The organism is Flavobacterium sp., from assembly GCF_017744675.1.
GTDB lineage: Bacteria > Bacteroidota > Bacteroidia > Flavobacteriales > Flavobacteriaceae > Flavobacterium.
Window position 1 is genome coordinate 702357 of record NZ_JAGIAV010000004.1, and the last position, 15348, is coordinate 717704.

At 34.5% G+C, this 15348-nt stretch carries 11 protein-coding genes; 2 read left to right on the forward strand and 9 right to left on the reverse strand.

From position 1 onward, the window contains the following. Positions 1-94: 94 nt before the first annotated feature. Positions 95-2311, reverse strand: coding sequence for a glycoside hydrolase family 3 C-terminal domain-containing protein (locus tag J7574_RS13290; protein ID WP_290969057.1), 2217 nt, complete (start codon positions 2309-2311; stop codon positions 95-97). Positions 2312-2515: 204 nt separating this feature from the next. Beyond that, positions 2516-4162 carry a DUF6377 domain-containing protein gene (locus J7574_RS13295; protein ID WP_290969059.1) on the reverse strand — a complete coding sequence of 549 codons (1647 nt, stop codon included), beginning with the start codon at positions 4160-4162 and terminating at the stop codon, positions 2516-2518. Between the two features lie 116 nt (positions 4163-4278). Here J7574_RS13295 and J7574_RS13300 point away from each other — a divergent pair, with 116 nt between their 5' ends. Beyond that, on the forward strand, positions 4279-4623 hold the full coding sequence (locus J7574_RS13300; protein WP_290969062.1) for a 5-carboxymethyl-2-hydroxymuconate Delta-isomerase: 345 nt from the start codon (positions 4279-4281) through the stop codon (positions 4621-4623). A 119-nt stretch (positions 4624-4742) separates the two neighbouring features. Here the strand turns inward: J7574_RS13300 and J7574_RS13305 are convergent, their stop codons facing one another. Both J7574_RS13305 and J7574_RS13310 read right to left on the reverse strand, forming a co-directional pair. Continuing rightward, positions 4743-7001, reverse strand: a complete 2259-nt coding sequence (locus J7574_RS13305) for an acyl-CoA dehydrogenase (protein ID WP_290969065.1) — start codon at positions 6999-7001, stop codon at positions 4743-4745. Between the two features lie 328 nt (positions 7002-7329). Next, complete coding sequence (locus tag J7574_RS13310; protein WP_290969067.1) at positions 7330-8244, reverse strand: EamA family transporter; 915 nt, start codon at positions 8242-8244, stop codon at positions 7330-7332. A gap of 110 nt (positions 8245-8354) precedes the next feature. Here J7574_RS13310 and J7574_RS13315 point away from each other — a divergent pair, with 110 nt between their 5' ends. Continuing rightward, complete coding sequence (locus J7574_RS13315) at positions 8355-9776, forward strand: PLP-dependent aminotransferase family protein (RefSeq protein WP_290969070.1); 1422 nt, start codon at positions 8355-8357, stop codon at positions 9774-9776. A 166-nt stretch (positions 9777-9942) separates the two neighbouring features. On the opposite strand, the gene J7574_RS13320 is transcribed toward J7574_RS13315, so the two are convergent. The 5 genes from J7574_RS13320 to J7574_RS13340 form a co-directional block, all read right to left on the reverse strand. Beyond that, on the reverse strand, positions 9943-10890 hold the full coding sequence (locus tag J7574_RS13320) for a bestrophin family protein (protein ID WP_367272605.1): 948 nt from the start codon (positions 10888-10890) through the stop codon (positions 9943-9945). A 119-nt stretch (positions 10891-11009) separates the two neighbouring features. Then, positions 11010-11732 (reverse strand): hypothetical protein, encoded by a 723-nt coding sequence (locus J7574_RS13325; RefSeq protein ID WP_290969075.1) that lies wholly within the window; start codon positions 11730-11732, stop codon positions 11010-11012. Positions 11733-11814: 82 nt separating this feature from the next. Then, positions 11815-13197 carry a HAMP domain-containing sensor histidine kinase gene (locus J7574_RS13330; protein ID WP_290969077.1) on the reverse strand — a complete coding sequence of 461 codons (1383 nt, stop codon included), beginning with the start codon at positions 13195-13197 and terminating at the stop codon, positions 11815-11817. A gap of 1 nt (position 13198) precedes the next feature. Beyond that, positions 13199-13873, reverse strand: a complete 675-nt coding sequence (locus tag J7574_RS13335; protein ID WP_290969080.1) for a response regulator transcription factor — start codon at positions 13871-13873, stop codon at positions 13199-13201. Between the two features lie 157 nt (positions 13874-14030). Beyond that, positions 14031-15317: a BamA/TamA family outer membrane protein gene (locus J7574_RS13340; RefSeq protein WP_290969082.1), complete on the reverse strand. Its 1287-nt coding sequence runs from the start codon at positions 15315-15317 to the stop codon at positions 14031-14033. Positions 15318-15348: the final 31 nt, after the last annotated feature.

Sequence of the window (15348 nt, forward strand, 5' to 3'; positions counted from 1 at the left end):
ATATATGTTTACTGGTAATTTTTAGCCAAAAGCAAAGCTGCAAATTTTTACACTTGCAGCTTTACAAACCAACCAATTTTTAGAAATAAAAAACTTATTTAAGTAAGAAATTCACTTTAGATTTTATATCTGCAGATGAAGCGCCAATGATTGCTTCAAAATCACCAGGTTCTGCAACCCAGTCATGTTTTTTATCGTCGAAGAAACTTAAAGCCGATTTATCAACTGTAAACGTTACTGTTTTTTCTTCTCCTGCTTTAAGAGCTACTTTTTCGAACCCTTTTAATTCTTTTACTGGACGAACCAAAGAAGATTTTACGTCTGTGATGTACAATTGAACAACTTCAGATCCTTCTCTGCTTCCCGTATTTTTTACATTAACAGAGAATGTAATTTTATCTCCTGCGTTCATTTGTTTTTTATCAGCCGTAACTTTTCCGTAAGCAAAAGTCGTGTAGCTTAAACCGTGTCCAAATGGAAACAATGGTTTGATTTTATTTTTGTCAACCCAACGGTATCCTACAAAAATTCCTTCGTTGTATTTAACGTCATTTCCACCTGGAAATTCGCCTAAAGCATGAGCTCCGTTATCTGCTAATTTTACTGGGAAAGTAAAAGATAATTTTCCTGACGGATTCACATCTCCAACCAAAACATTGGCTAAAGCATTTCCTGCTTCAGTTCCTAAAAACCATCCTTGAATAACTCCTGGAACTTCTTTAATCCAAGGCATTGCAACCGCATTTCCAGAAATATTTACGAAAACAATGTTTTTATTTACTTTCGCTAATTCGCTGATTAATTTATCCTGACCATAAGGCAAGCTTAATTCTTTACGATCGTGCCCTTCGTCATCTTGGTTTGGACTTTTGTTTAATCCTCCAATGAAAAGAACGATATCCGCATCTTTGGCAATTTTTAAAGCTTCTGCCGTTAATTCTGCCTGAGGACGTTTTTCTTCTAAACTTACTTTAGCCACAACTCCATTATAGTTGCTTGTAGGATCTCCTACATAACCTCTAGCGTAAACAATTTCAGCTTGATTTCCGATTCTTTTCTTTAAACCTTCAAGCGGTGTGATTTCGTATCTTGCTTTAAGCGAAGAACTTCCTCCACCAACAGTCATCATTTTGATCGCATTTTCTCCAATTACAGCAATCTTTTTAGTTTTAGAAAGATTGATTGGCAAAATATTATTGTTGTTTTGCAATAAAACAATTCCTTCCTCAGCAATTTTGCGGCCTGCTAAAGCATGCTCCTCTGTTCCGAAAGATCCAAAAGGGCGATTTCTATCCATTGTTGTAAGGAAAGATAAACGTAGAATACGACGTACTTTTTCGTCTAATTCTTTAGTCCCAACTTCACCTTTTTTAATCATTTCTGAATATGGTTTTGCTAAATAATAGTTGTCATAAGCATTACTTGTTCCCCAAGAAAGACCGTTTGTCCAAGAACCAAATTCCATATCCAAACCATTGTGAATCGCTTGCTTCGTATCGTTAACTCCACCCCAATCTGAAACTACAACTCCTTTGAACCCCCATTCTCCGCGAAGAATGTCATTCAATAAATATTCGTTGTGACAGCATTGTTGCCCTTTATATTTGTTATAAGATCCCATAATAGACCAAACGTCACCTTCTTGAACTGCAGCTTTAAAAGCAGGAAGATAAATTTCGTATAAAGCACGATCTTCAACAATTACGTTTACCGAGTTACGGTTTGTTTCTTGATTATTTAAAGCAAAGTGTTTTACGCAGGCAGCAACTCCGTTGGACTGAACACCTTTAATATAAGGAACAACCATTTTAGCAGCCAAAAACGGATCTTCTCCCATATACTCGAAGTTACGGCCGTTTAACGGGCTTCTGTAAATATTTACACCTGGGCCTAATAATACGTTTTTGTTACGGTAGCGTGCTTCTTCTCCAATAGATTTACCATATAAAGAAGCCAATTCTTTGTTCCATGTAGATGAAAGTGCTGTAAGCGCCGGGAAAGCAATACAAGAATCGTTTGTCCATCCTGCCTGATCCCATTCGTCCCACTTTACCTCTGTACGAATTCCGTGCGGTCCATCGGTCATCCAGTTTTCTGGAATTCCAAGACGTTTTACACCTGGAGAACTAAATTTAGACTGCGCGTGAATCATAGCGATTTTCTCATCGGCAGTCATTCTTTTCAGCGCATCTTCTACGCGCTCTTCAATCGGTTTTTTGTCATCGAGATAAACCGGAACCTTGTTCTGGGCATTTGCTCCCAACGAACTTAGTAAAAGTAAAACAACAATTGTTTTAACGTTTTTTAACATAACAGTAATAATTAAAGCATTAGGTTAGATAATAGTTTGAAGTTTATATAAAAACTTTTTTATCATATTGTAAAACTAAAACGTTATCGTTCACGTTACATTTTTAGATAGAAAAAAGTAGTGGTTTAAAAAATTAAAATATTGATTTACAAATATTTAAAACAAAAACTACCTCAAAAAAAGTAGTAGTTTTAAAATAAATATTTATGCTTTCAAAGCCATTGAACCGATTTTCATGACCATTTCTTCGAAATCATTTCGCGAAACGGCAGCTTTATTTCGGGCTCTTGTGCGATAGTTGTAAATTGTGCTTAAAGAATAACGCAAAAATGCCGCTATTTTTACACTGTCTGTAATTCCAAGTCTGATTAAAGCAAAAATTCGAAGTTCTGTATTTAGCAATTCATTTTGTTTTAAAACGATTTGCTCTTCTGGAATTAATAAAGCATTAAAATCTTTGACGAATGTTGGATATAGGTTTAAAAAGATAATATCGAAGTTCTTGTACAATTCTTCTAATTCGTTATCAACCAAGGTAGTTGATTTTAATATTTTATAAATTTCGTCGAATTGTTTTGCAGTTGCTTTCTTGTTTAGGATAATGCGGTAATTTTCGAGCTTATTGATATAAGTCGAACAAAGATTGAAGAAATGTGCAATATATTCTTCTTTAACCAAATTAGATTCAGACAATTGCAGGTTACTTTCTTGCAGCTGATTGTTGGTTTCGGTAATGTCTTTGTTTAACTCCGCCAGTTTCTGACTCGTTTCGTAAAGTTCGCTTCTTATTCGTGAAACCTTTTTCATCTGTTTGTACACGTAAATAATGGCAACGAGTAAAAACAGAGAAAGCAGACTAATGCAAAGCAGATAAATCTGCAATTCGCTTTTTCGTTCTGCTTCACGTTCTAAATAAACGGTATTGATAATCGAATATACTTCAGACATTAGTAAAGTTCTAAACTGAACATTGCAATACAATGCATCTTCAATAGCCGATTGAGTGAGCTTGTAAGCCATATCGACATCTCCGATTTCGTAAAAAACCAAAGCCAATTCTTGCAATGAAGCATTGTCTTTGTTGGCATTTTTAATATCTGAAGTGGCAGAAAGCGCGTAGTATTTTTTTCTGGCTTCTAAGTCATGTGTAGCTTCCCCTATTTTTCCCAACAGATAGGTAATCATCGCATATTGCGGATTTTCCTCTTTTGTTTTATTCAATAAAACTAATAACTGCTTTTTGGGATCATTGTATTTTTTATGGATAAAAATATCTTGCTGGATTCTATTTATTTGATATTCTAACGTATTCGGGTTTAGAATACTTAATAATGAATCTCGATATCTCCCAATCTGGTTTCTATATTCAGGACTATAGCTATTGGCCGCATAGTGCTCAAAAAACTCGCGATACGAAATGTAATAATTAGGAAGCAGCGAAGGAGCTAAACTTTTTTTATTAATGCTTTTTAAAATTGCTTCAGACTCTCGGTATTTTCCTGAAGAGGAATAAAGCGTAACCAATTGTAATTGGGCCAAATGGAGAAGTTCTTTATTTTGAATCTCTTCGGCAATTTTAATATTCTTTTGCACATATTGAATCGCGGAGTCTGAGTTTAGTTTCTGATATTCAAAATACAATGTTTTATTGTAATTGTACTCCTGCTCTTTGGTAAGATTATCTGATTTTATTTTCTTGAAATTCAGAATTCGTTCTTCTTTAATCTTAACGTAATGCTGTTTGTTTTTGATCGCTTCGTTTAGTACTTTTAAAATAACATCTGTACTCTCCGATGCAAAAAGTGGAAAGCTGATAAGAACTATAAAAAAAGAGAGAAATAGATTTTTCAAACTAACAAAAAAATAAATAAGATATACAAATATAATAAAGTGCTATTCTAATCATATTACAAGTATCCTTTTTTATAATTTTGTTACAATAAAATCTCCTCTAAAACTTAAAAATTATGCCACACTTTATAATTGACTGTTCTGAAAATGTAATACGTAAAGAATCTGCAGATGTAATCATGCAGGAAGTTTTTGATGCTGCCCTATCGACTAATCTTTTTGTCGCTTCTGAAATCAAAGTACGTATCAATCCTTTTACTTATTACAATAACGGAAATACGTTGGATGATTTTATTCATGTTTTCAGTTACATCATGGAAGGCAGAAACGACGAACAAAAGGGCAATCTATCAAAAGTAATTGTTACAAAAATAAACGCTTTACTTCCGGATGTTCCAGTAATTTCGATTAACATTCAAGAATTTGAAAAATCGAATTATGTCAATAAAACAATGATTTAAAACCATTTAAGGCATAATCATTTTTATACCATTAATGCCTAAGATATAAAAAAACTTTGTCAAAGTTTAAAACTTTGACAAAGTTGCTTACAATTCTTATATCACTTATAGGTAAAAAACTAAACTGCAATTGGTGCTGATAAACAGCTTTCAGGAATATTGAATGCATTTACCAAGGCTACTGCATCTGGTCGAATGTCCCAGCAAAGCTGATTTACCATTTTACGTATCGCTTTGGTTTTAACTGCTTCCATGTAGCCATCTTCCAAATACCAAGCTTTGTTTTTTTCAATTTGCGAAAGCGCATACAATTGATTCAATTTCGTCAAAATAGCTTTTGATGATTCGTCTTCAACCGCCTTTATTGCAATTTGAAACTGCTCTAAAATGATTCTTTCTAAGTAAGCCTGTGCTACATCAATCATTTGATGCTGAACCACATTAAATGCATCATAAGGCTCTAATCCGCCATCTATTAATTTTTTGATACGTCGTGCTGCAGAAGCCAAAATTGTTTTTTCTCTGTGTACGAATGCCTGATGATGAAATTCTCCGTCTAGCAAATGTTCGTCTTCTGTTCTTCTGGTTGCAATTGGATTTTTCTCCGCAATCGCCGTTTTGGCATTTTCATACACATAATTAATAATGCCCAACGAACCCATTTCTCCAAATGATTTCCTGAATTCTGCTAAACGGTTTTTAGCCACCAATTGCATTAAGACCGTATTGTCTCCTTCAAAAGTGGTATAAATTTCAGTGTCGTTTTTAAGCGCATCGATTCTGTTTTCAGACAAATAGCCTTTTCCTCCACACGCTTCTCTGCATTCTTGCAGAATATCTCTGGTGCTCCAAGTAGAATATGACTTCATTCCGGCTGCCAAAGCTTCGATTTCCTGCATTTCGGCTTCGGTTCTGTTTAAAAATCTATTGGTTAAATATTGAAGTGCAAAATGAACAGCATACGTTTTAGCCAAATGCGGCAACAATCTACGCTGATGCATTCTGTAGTTTAAAATCGGAACTTCAGAACCGCCTTCTGGTCCAAATTGTCTTCTTTGGTCGCTGTAGCGAATGGCAATTGTAAGGCCAGATTTTGCCGCTGCTAAAGCCGAACGCGGAATTCCGATTCTCCCTCCAACCAAAGTGCCTAACATGGTAAAAAATCGTCTGTTGTCACTCGGAATCGGACTTTCAAATTCTCCTTTATCATTTACAGAAGCAAAACGATCTAGCATATTCTCTTTTGGAATCACCACATTATCAAAACTAATTGTTCCGTTATCTACCCCATTTAATCCCATTTTATGGCCGCAATCGCCAATTGTCACTCCGTTTACCACATTTCCGTTTGGATCTCGAAGCGGAACGACAAAGGCATTTACGCCATAATCATGATCATCGATAATTAATTTTGCAAAAACCGTTGCCATTTGTCCGTGAACAGCGGCATTTCCGATATATTCTTTCTGCGCATTTTTATTGGGCGTATGAATAGTAAAAGTCTGATCGTTATGATTGTACGTTGCTGTAGTTTCCAGACCTTTTACGTTCGATCCGTGATGCGTTTCGGTCATTGCAAAACAGCCAGGAAGTTTCAGCGAACCAATATCTTTTAAATACTTAGCATAATGCTTTTCTGTTCCCAAAGATTGAACGCTCATTCCCCAAAGACCAAACTGAACTCCAAATTTAATTACCAAACTCAAATCGTGGTAACTTAGCGTTTCCATAATAGCAAAATAATCTTCGATATTTCCTCCTCCGCCATATTCTTTCGGATAAGCCATACTTCCTAGATTTTCATCGGCCAGAATTTTACACCATTTATAAACGGTTTGTCTGAAAACATTGATATCAGTCGAAGTTTCGTAAGCAAATTCAGGTCTCGAAATCACCGATTTTACTCTTTGGATTATAGCTGCTTCTTTTCCGTCTAAAATTTGAGTGATTTTCTGGATATCAAAACTTGCATTGGTATGAGAATCGGCAGTAAAAGAACCCGCTTTTGTTTTGAAGTTTTGAAGTGCTTCCTCTCCTAAAATTCCAAGATCATTTTCGAGTTTTATAAAATCAGATTCGATTGGCGTTAAGTCCAAATCGGTTCCTGAAAGCGCTTTTGCAATATCAAAAATCGACTTGATCGAAGATTTGTCTTGAATACTTTTTTCAATATCCAATTTCCATTGTGTGAGTTCATTTCGCGAAGGCGGATTTGAAATATCCACTTTAGAAAGCAAATACTGCTTTTCTTCTTCAGATAAAACATTTAGAGAATTTATAAACTCTTTTAAAGTGGTAAACTCTTTCTGTGTCAATAAATCATCTGACCACACTAAATAAAACAACGGAGTAAAGGCTTGAAGCTTGGTATTTTTCATATCAATAGTATTCGGTTTGGATTTAGTTTTTTTTATTGCCATAGATTACACAGATTAAAAGGATTACTTTCTTTGTCTTAAGATTAGCCACGAATTCACGAATTTTTTCAATTTAAATTTTAAAATAATTCGTGAATTCCTTCGCCTATTCGCTATCGCTCGGGTCGTGGCGGAAAAATCTTTTTAATCTATATAATCTGTGGCTATTCTTTTTTCGCTTTATTGCATAAAAAAACAGAAATGAAAAATACTCATTCCTGTTTAAACATCCTGTTAAGGTTCTTATAATTTTCGATTTTAAACCAATAAAAAATATGAAAACTACGAATTAAGAACCCTTGGATATTGAGGTCATTTTTTGCTTTATGGCAAAAATATGATGTGAATTAAAAACTAACACTGCGGTAAAAATTATGCCGTATGCCGTAATCTGTAAAGGCGTAATGTTTTCTTTGAAGAAAAAAGCCGCCAACCCAAACGTAATCATCGGATTGATGTTTAATAACATTCCAACCGTAGAAGAATTGATTCCTGAAAGAGCATATAAATTGAGAAATAACGGAATTATCGTAAATATAATTGCAATGGTTTCAATGCAGAAATAAAACTTAAATTCCGTTGGAACCGGTCCCCCAAAAACCGGATAAAAAGGTAATAAAAACAATGCCGACAAGGTTATATGAAACGTCAAAACAATAAACTTGTCAAATCTTTGGTTGGCACGCTGGCTTACTAAATAAGCCGCGTAAGTTAAACCAATGAAGATACTGAAAAACATGTCTATTATATCGGTATACGAAAGCAATAGACATCCTGAAATACTTAACCCAACAGAAAGCCATTGTGTTTTTAGCAATTTTTCTTTCAATATAAAATAAGCCAATAAAGTGGTTAAAATTGGACAAACCAAATAGGCCAAAGAAGCTGCTTTTACGCTTACATGATTTACTACATAAATGAATGTAAACCAGTTGGCCATCAAAAAGACGCTTCCGCCAATATTAAGAAGAATAGATTTTCTTTTTTCTGATTTTGGCAAAGCTTTAAAAATCTGAATGGTTTCTCTTATTTGTTTTCTTTTGAATAAAAAAGCAATTAAGAGCATTAAAATCCCACAGCTGAAAACGCGGAAAAACAAAATATCCAGTGACGGATACTCGTGTATTGGCTTTAGAACCAAGCTGAAAAGTCCCCATGTAATAAAGGCTGAAATCGCCGCTATATAATACTTTGTTGTTTTCACAAAAAATTGCTTTTGGATTATTTTGTTATTGATGAGCAAATTTCTTAAAAATAAAACAGCAATACAGATACAGTTTTTGTAAATTGCAGCATAACAGTTTTTATTTTCCAATGAAAAATTCCAATTACTTATATCTTCAATTTGCTGATAGAATCGAAAAACAGATTAAATCGGGCGTTTTAAATGTGGGCGACAAACTGCCTTCTATACGTGAAGTATGCGCCGAAACAGGTTATAGCATGAGTACGGTAAGCAAGGCGTACTATGAAGTAGAAAGCCGTTCGCTAATTGAATCAAGACCGCAATCCGGTTATTATGTGAGTAATATTTCTGCTCGCGCAATTGCCGAACCTTCAGCAAGCAAACCGCGACTAAGCCTTGAAAACATTGAGCGTGAAGATTTAGTAGATCTGGTTTATGGAGATATGCGTAAAAAGGATATTACGATGCTTTCTCTTGGTTTTCCGTCTAATGAACTGCTTCCGATTGCGAAACTGAATAAAGGAATGGTTCAAGCCATGCGCCAATTACCCAACAGCGGAACAAGTTATGAGGATATTGAAGGAAATAGCAATTTAAGAAAAGAAATTGCGCGCTGGTCTTTTACTTGGGGCGGCGCATTGACCGAAGAAGATATTATAACTACTCCTGGCTGTATTTCGGCTATTTCAAATTGTTTGCTTGCACTGACCAAACCGGGAGACACTATTATTACAGAAAGTCCGGTTTACTTTGGTATTTTGCAACTGGCGCGATCTTTAGGTTTGTATGTAATGGAACTTCCAACCAATATGACAACAGGAATCGAACTCGAAGCCGTAAAAAAAACACTTGCAAGCAATAAAGTAAAAGCTTGCGTTTTGATGAGTAATTTTAGCAATCCGTCTGGAAGTATGCTGCCTAACGAACACAAAAAAGAAATCGTTCGCTTAATGGATTTTTATAATGTTCCGTTAATAGAAGACGATATCCATGGCGATTTATATTTTGGCACAAGCCGACCAACCAATTGCAAAACCTATGACGAAAGTGGCATTGTTTTGTGTTGCAGTTCGGCTTCTAAAACATTGGCTCCTGGTTATCGCGTAGGCTGGGTTTCGCCAGGAAAATTTAAGAAAGAGGTCTTGAGAACTAAATTATATCATACGATTTCCAATACTACAATAACGCACGAAGTAGTTGGAGATTTCTTGAAAAATGGCCGTTATGAAAATCATCTGAGAAAGATTCGCCAGATTTTGAATCGAAACTGCACCAATTACATCAATACCGTTTTAGAATCTTTTCCTGCTGGAACCAAAGTCAGCCAGCCACAGGGAGGATTTTTTCTTTGGGTCGAGTTAGATAAAAAAATCGACACGGCTGCTTTTTATCATTTGGCGCTTAAACATAATATTAGCATTGCTCCTGGAAGGATTTTTTCGTTTCAAAATCAATTTTCAAACTGTATGCGTTTGAGTTTTGGATTGCCGTGGTCTAATGAATTGAGAACTGCAATTCAGACATTGGGGAGATTGGCTCATCAACTGTAAGAACAAATTTTTCATTGAGAGGAACGAAACAATCTCATTTGCTAAATCAAACTTTACATATTATTTGTTAGCGGTATTGCTTCGTTCCTCGCAATAACAAAAAAAGTTGGACAGCGCAACTACTCACTGTCCAACCAACAATTAAAAGAAGACCAAAATTAAATAGTTATAAGACAAAATAAGATTCCTTTTCGAGTTTCTTAGGTTCGTCTTTTAAGTCAAATTCTTTTAGAATATCAAATTCGCTTTGATATTCGTTCAGCATTTGCTTGATATTTTTTTCAATTGTATTGGCTATTGCAGTAACAGGTGTATCTGTTGGTCTGTTTTCAAACGGGTCTTGCAAATGAATCGCCATTCTTTCGATCAAAAAGAAAGCCGCTCCGATTGCCGTAATTAGCGGAATAGCAAACCAGCTCAACACGCTTGTTAATCCGAAAGGCAATAACAGAATAAACAAACACAGTGTTAATCGAATGTACATGCTATATGTTGTTGGGAAAATGGTATTTTTAATTCTTTCACATTTACCCATTTCATCACATAATCTTGACAGCGTATTATCGATTTCAACTTGCTGATAAACGTTAAGTTTTTTTTCGTTTTTAGCGTTTCGCAAATCTCTAGCATGCAACATTAAAATTGCATTCGGAACGTTTTGATGATTCTTGATGTATTTGATTTCTTCTTCATTCAATAATCCTTCAAGCGGTTTTATGGCGTTTCTGTTTCTAAGCGATTCTCCTAAACTATAACACCAAGCAATTTGCCTTTTAGCAAAATTCTCTTTGAATTCACTTGCTTCAACCGAATAATCTGGATCTTCGTAAAACGTTAAAACCTGACGAATTAAGGTTCTAGAATCGTTTACAACAGCGCCCCAAACAATTCGCGCTTCCCACCATCTGTCGTAAGCCTGATTGGACTTAAAAGCCAATAATAGCGAAATAATGGTTCCGATCATGGTCGGAATGGCAATCGGGATATCTACAGGAAGATTGATAAAATAATAATGGAAAATTTCAAATAGTATGGTATAAGCCAATACTAAAGCAATTTCTACTTTAATTTTCCCGAGAACGTACTTCATTGGTATTCTTTTCTTTAATAACATATTTTCGGATTTAATTAAGTTAATATTTGTTAGGTTCTAAGGGACTAAGGCTCTGAGATTCTAAGGCTAAAAATTAAAAACTTAGTACCTTAGAACCTCAGAATCTCAGAACCTTATTCTCAAACCATCTCTTCGTACAATGAAAGAACAGGAAGTCCCAGTTTTTCATTGACATTTTCTTTTTTTGATTTTTTAAATTTGATTTTTTCGCCTTTTCGAGTTTCTACGAGCATATCTATATTATGCTTAGAAATGGCTTCTGATAAAAATGGAGCGACTTTTTCGTAATTGTCTTCAAAACTGGCCGTTTGGCTTACAATTTCGAAAGAGAAATTGGCACTCAAGAAATCCTGAACATCTTTTATAGGAATGTTTACACTAGAATTTTCTACATAAAGTGCTTTATGAAAAACTTCTTTATTAATTTCTGTGCTTAAATGCAGAATTGGGCATTTCTGATTTCCTGCCAATTGCACCAAATATTGGTGGATTCTTTTGGTTTCTTGTTTATAAGAATGGGTAAGAATGATCAATTTTACAGAAAAGACCTCGATTAGTCTTTTAAAAATTGGGGCTGAAAGTCCGTATTGGTTATGGACTTTTAGTTTGATGTTTGAAGTGTGCTCAACAATATAACGGCAGGTTTCTAAAACTTCTTCCTGACTTCTGGTAAGTCCAGATTTCATTTCCCTTAAAAAACCAGAAGAAGAAAACGTATCTGGTGCTTCTGAAACTAATATTAAAATAATTTCTGATTCCGTATTTTTGGACTGATTCACCGCAGATTTAACAGCCGAAATGGTATCATCTTTTAAAGTCGTAGGTATAAGAAAATTTTTCATAAGCATCTCTTTTAGTTTATACTTACAAAATAACTCTCAGGAAATTAGACCTTTATTAATTTAAAATTAGAATTTTCTAAAATTAAACATTAGATTTTTTAATGTTGCCTTTTTTAAAGATAATCGTAACAATTGTTCCTTTATTCTGTTCCGATTGCACTTGAAGTTCGCCATCGTGCATTCTTATAATTTTAGAAGCTAAGGGAAGCCCTAAACCATACCCAATATACTTGGCGGCAATTTTACCCCTAAAGAAAGGCTCATATAAATGCGGAATATCTTCTGGCGGAATTCCGATTCCGATATCGTTGATCGTGATTTTGATCATTTCTTTATTGGCAGAAAGATTTACAAACACTTCATTATTATCAGAATATTTTACTCCGTTGGTAATAATATTATTGATGGCCAATTCTAAAAGCGGTTTATTGCATGGCAATAGCAACAAATTAGAATCTTCTGGGGCAAAATTGAGTTTAATGCTTACGCGATTATCTGGATAAATTTTATCCAAATCAGATTTTACATCCAACAACAATTCGTCCATTCGGGCAACGTCAGACACTTGCTTTTGTCCGTCGTAACCTGTTTGGGTCAGTTTCAGCAAACTTTCAGTCAAGTTGCCTAATTTCGAAGCTTGGCTGTAAATGTTTTGCAGAGACTCTATATATTCTTGCTGTTCTCTTTCTTTGAGCAGCATAATTTCTGCTTCGGCAATAATAGTGGTTATTGGCGTTTTTAATTCGTGAGAAGCATTATTAATAAAGTTAGCTTGGATTTCGAAAGAAGTTTCCAAACGGTCCAGCATATTATTAAAAGTATTCGTTAGATCTGAAATTTCATCAGAATTTTTAACTTCAGGAAGACGATTGTGCAAGTTAGAAGCGCTAATTCTTTTTACTTCTTTTGTAATTCTTGCCACAGGATCGATAACACGTTTGGCTAAAAAACGTCCTAAAAGGAAAGCCAAAATCACAAAACCGATTCCGCCAAAAAGCATAATCTTGACAATATAAACGGTTGTGTCTTTCCCTTTACGATCTCGTGCGCCAACAATTACAATATATCTCTGGTTATTTTCTTGAAAAACCTGTCCTAAATAATATTTATTATCTCTTTCGTAAGAATCTTTTCCTGTACTTAAAATATTGGTGTAAAAAGAGTTTGGAAGATTTAAATTGGTATTATAATCAAAACTATTGTGGCTGTTGATTTTTAATACGTATTCTTCTTCCTCTATCAATTCTTCAAGACCGTTCTTTTTCAGGTTCTGATAATATTTGATCTTTTCTGGATCTTTTTGAAAATGAATAGAAGAAACAATTTTTGCTCTATCGTCAAGTCGCTTCAAAAAGTGGTATCGATTGTTTTCTCTAAACAAGAAAAACACAATGATGCACAATAGTGAAGTGCTAAAAGTAGAAAGGGCAACGTAATTGAAAGTAATTTTTTTTCTAATATCCATATTATGGTTTTATAACATACCCCAAGCCTTTCATAGTATGAATAAGTTTGGTCGAGTAAGGCTTGTCTATCTTTCTTCTCAAATACGTAATATATACATCGACAACGTTGGTATTCATATCAAAATTAATATCCCAAACATTATCCAAAATTTGGTCGCGAGAAACGATTCTTCCTGTATTTTTTGCCAAATAATACAAAAGCTTGAATTCTTTGGCCGTTAAAATGATGTTTTCTCCGTTTCTTTTAACGGTTTTGGCGCGTCCGTTTATTTCTAAATCAGCAACTGTGATGGTATCTATTTTTTCGGTTTCCTGCTGTGATCTTCTGTATAGCGCATTTATTCTAGCATCTAATTCGCCAAATTTAAAAGGCTTTACCAAATAATCGTCTGCACCAGCATTCAATCCCGTTACAATATTTTCTGAAGTTCCTAAAGCCGTCAAAAGCAAAATAGGCACAAAGTTTTTCGCTGCACGAAGTCTTCTGCAAATTTCGATTCCGTTAATATCAGGAAGCATAACATCCAAAATTACTACATCGAAAGTATAATTATGAATCATCTCCATAGCCGTTTTACCGTCCATGGCAACGCTTACTTCATTATTATTTTCTGCAAATCCTTTTCTTAATATCGATAATAGATTTGGTTCGTCTTCAACTATAAGTAATTTCATCTTAAGAAGTTTGTATATCAACAAAAATAAGGATTGAGTTCAAAAATATTATTCATAACTATTATAAATTATGATTTAATTATGAACAATGGTTTCTAAAAGCATCAAAAAAAGCATTCACTTTTGATGAATGCCTTTATGGTATAAATCTTAAAAGTTAGAAAGTCTCTCCAGCGTTCAAATAGAATCCTTTAGAGTTGTTACCCCAAGAATAATCAAGGATCAGATTAGTTTTGGATGCTTTATCAATTAAAAGTCTTAAACCAATTCCCGCTGCAGGCTGTATCGATTTGAATAATTTTAAATCATTATCAGAATTACTGGCGGTTACAAAATTGGTAAAGACGGTGCCGCTCAGCAATTGATTACAAGTGATAGGAAAACGAAATTCTGTAGATAAATAAACCAAGCCATTTCCTCTAAATAATCCTTGCGTGTACCCTTCTCCACTCCTGCTACGCTGATCCCAACCAATTGCAGGAAGATTTAAGTAAGGCACTTTTCCTTTGGTTACAAATTGTCCGTAAGTCCAAAATGCTAAAATATAATGTGGATTCTTGTGAGAAACAGGAATAAAATGGCGATATTCTGTAAATAGAACATGACTATATTCTTGATTATTAAAGAGTACAGGATTAAAACGATAATTGATATTGGCAAACCAGCCTTTTGAAGCATTTACCTGATTATCGCGCGAATCATGAACCAAATTCAAACTTACACCGTTTAAGAAATATTCGTAATTGTCAAACCCGTATTTCTGGCTGTAATTGTAATGATAGGTATATTGTCCGTTTGCAATATCTAATTTTTCATCTTGTATGCTTGAGTACCAGTCAATATTTATTCCGCCTCCAATATAATAGTTTTCTTTAACCTCAAAAGAAATGGTTTGATGAAATTTCAAATAGTTGTAATCCATAGGCTGAGCAAGAGAATCAACACTAAAACCAGGCGGGCGATCTCGTTTTGGCGGAATAATATCGGTTCCCAAACCATAATTGGGCTGCGAAAACAAATACAATCTGTAATCTCCGCTTAAAAAGATTTTATTATTATTCAGCAGAATATTGTTTTTAATATTAACCAGCCATTGATTTTTTACGGTATAGGTAATCCCAACGTTGGCAATAGAATATTTGTCTTTTGCTTCTTTTCCTTTAAAGGTATATTGCGCCACGGCACCAAAAAAGAAACCTGTTGCTGGCTGTGAGCCAATTGCCGGAATTAATAAAAAGAAATTGTTTTTTGTGGGTTTAACTACCAATGCATCGTCTTCTTTTTTAAAAAGGTCAAAAACCGTTTTTGGAGGACAGATTTCTGGGGTTTCGATTTCAGGATTTTTAATTTCCTCTTGAGCAAATAAATGGAAAGAAATAAGAAATAATAATCCTAAGATTTTAGACTTGTACTGAACGGCATTATTTTGAAAAAAAACCACCATTTACAAAGTTTTGTTTTAGAAATAAGAATCA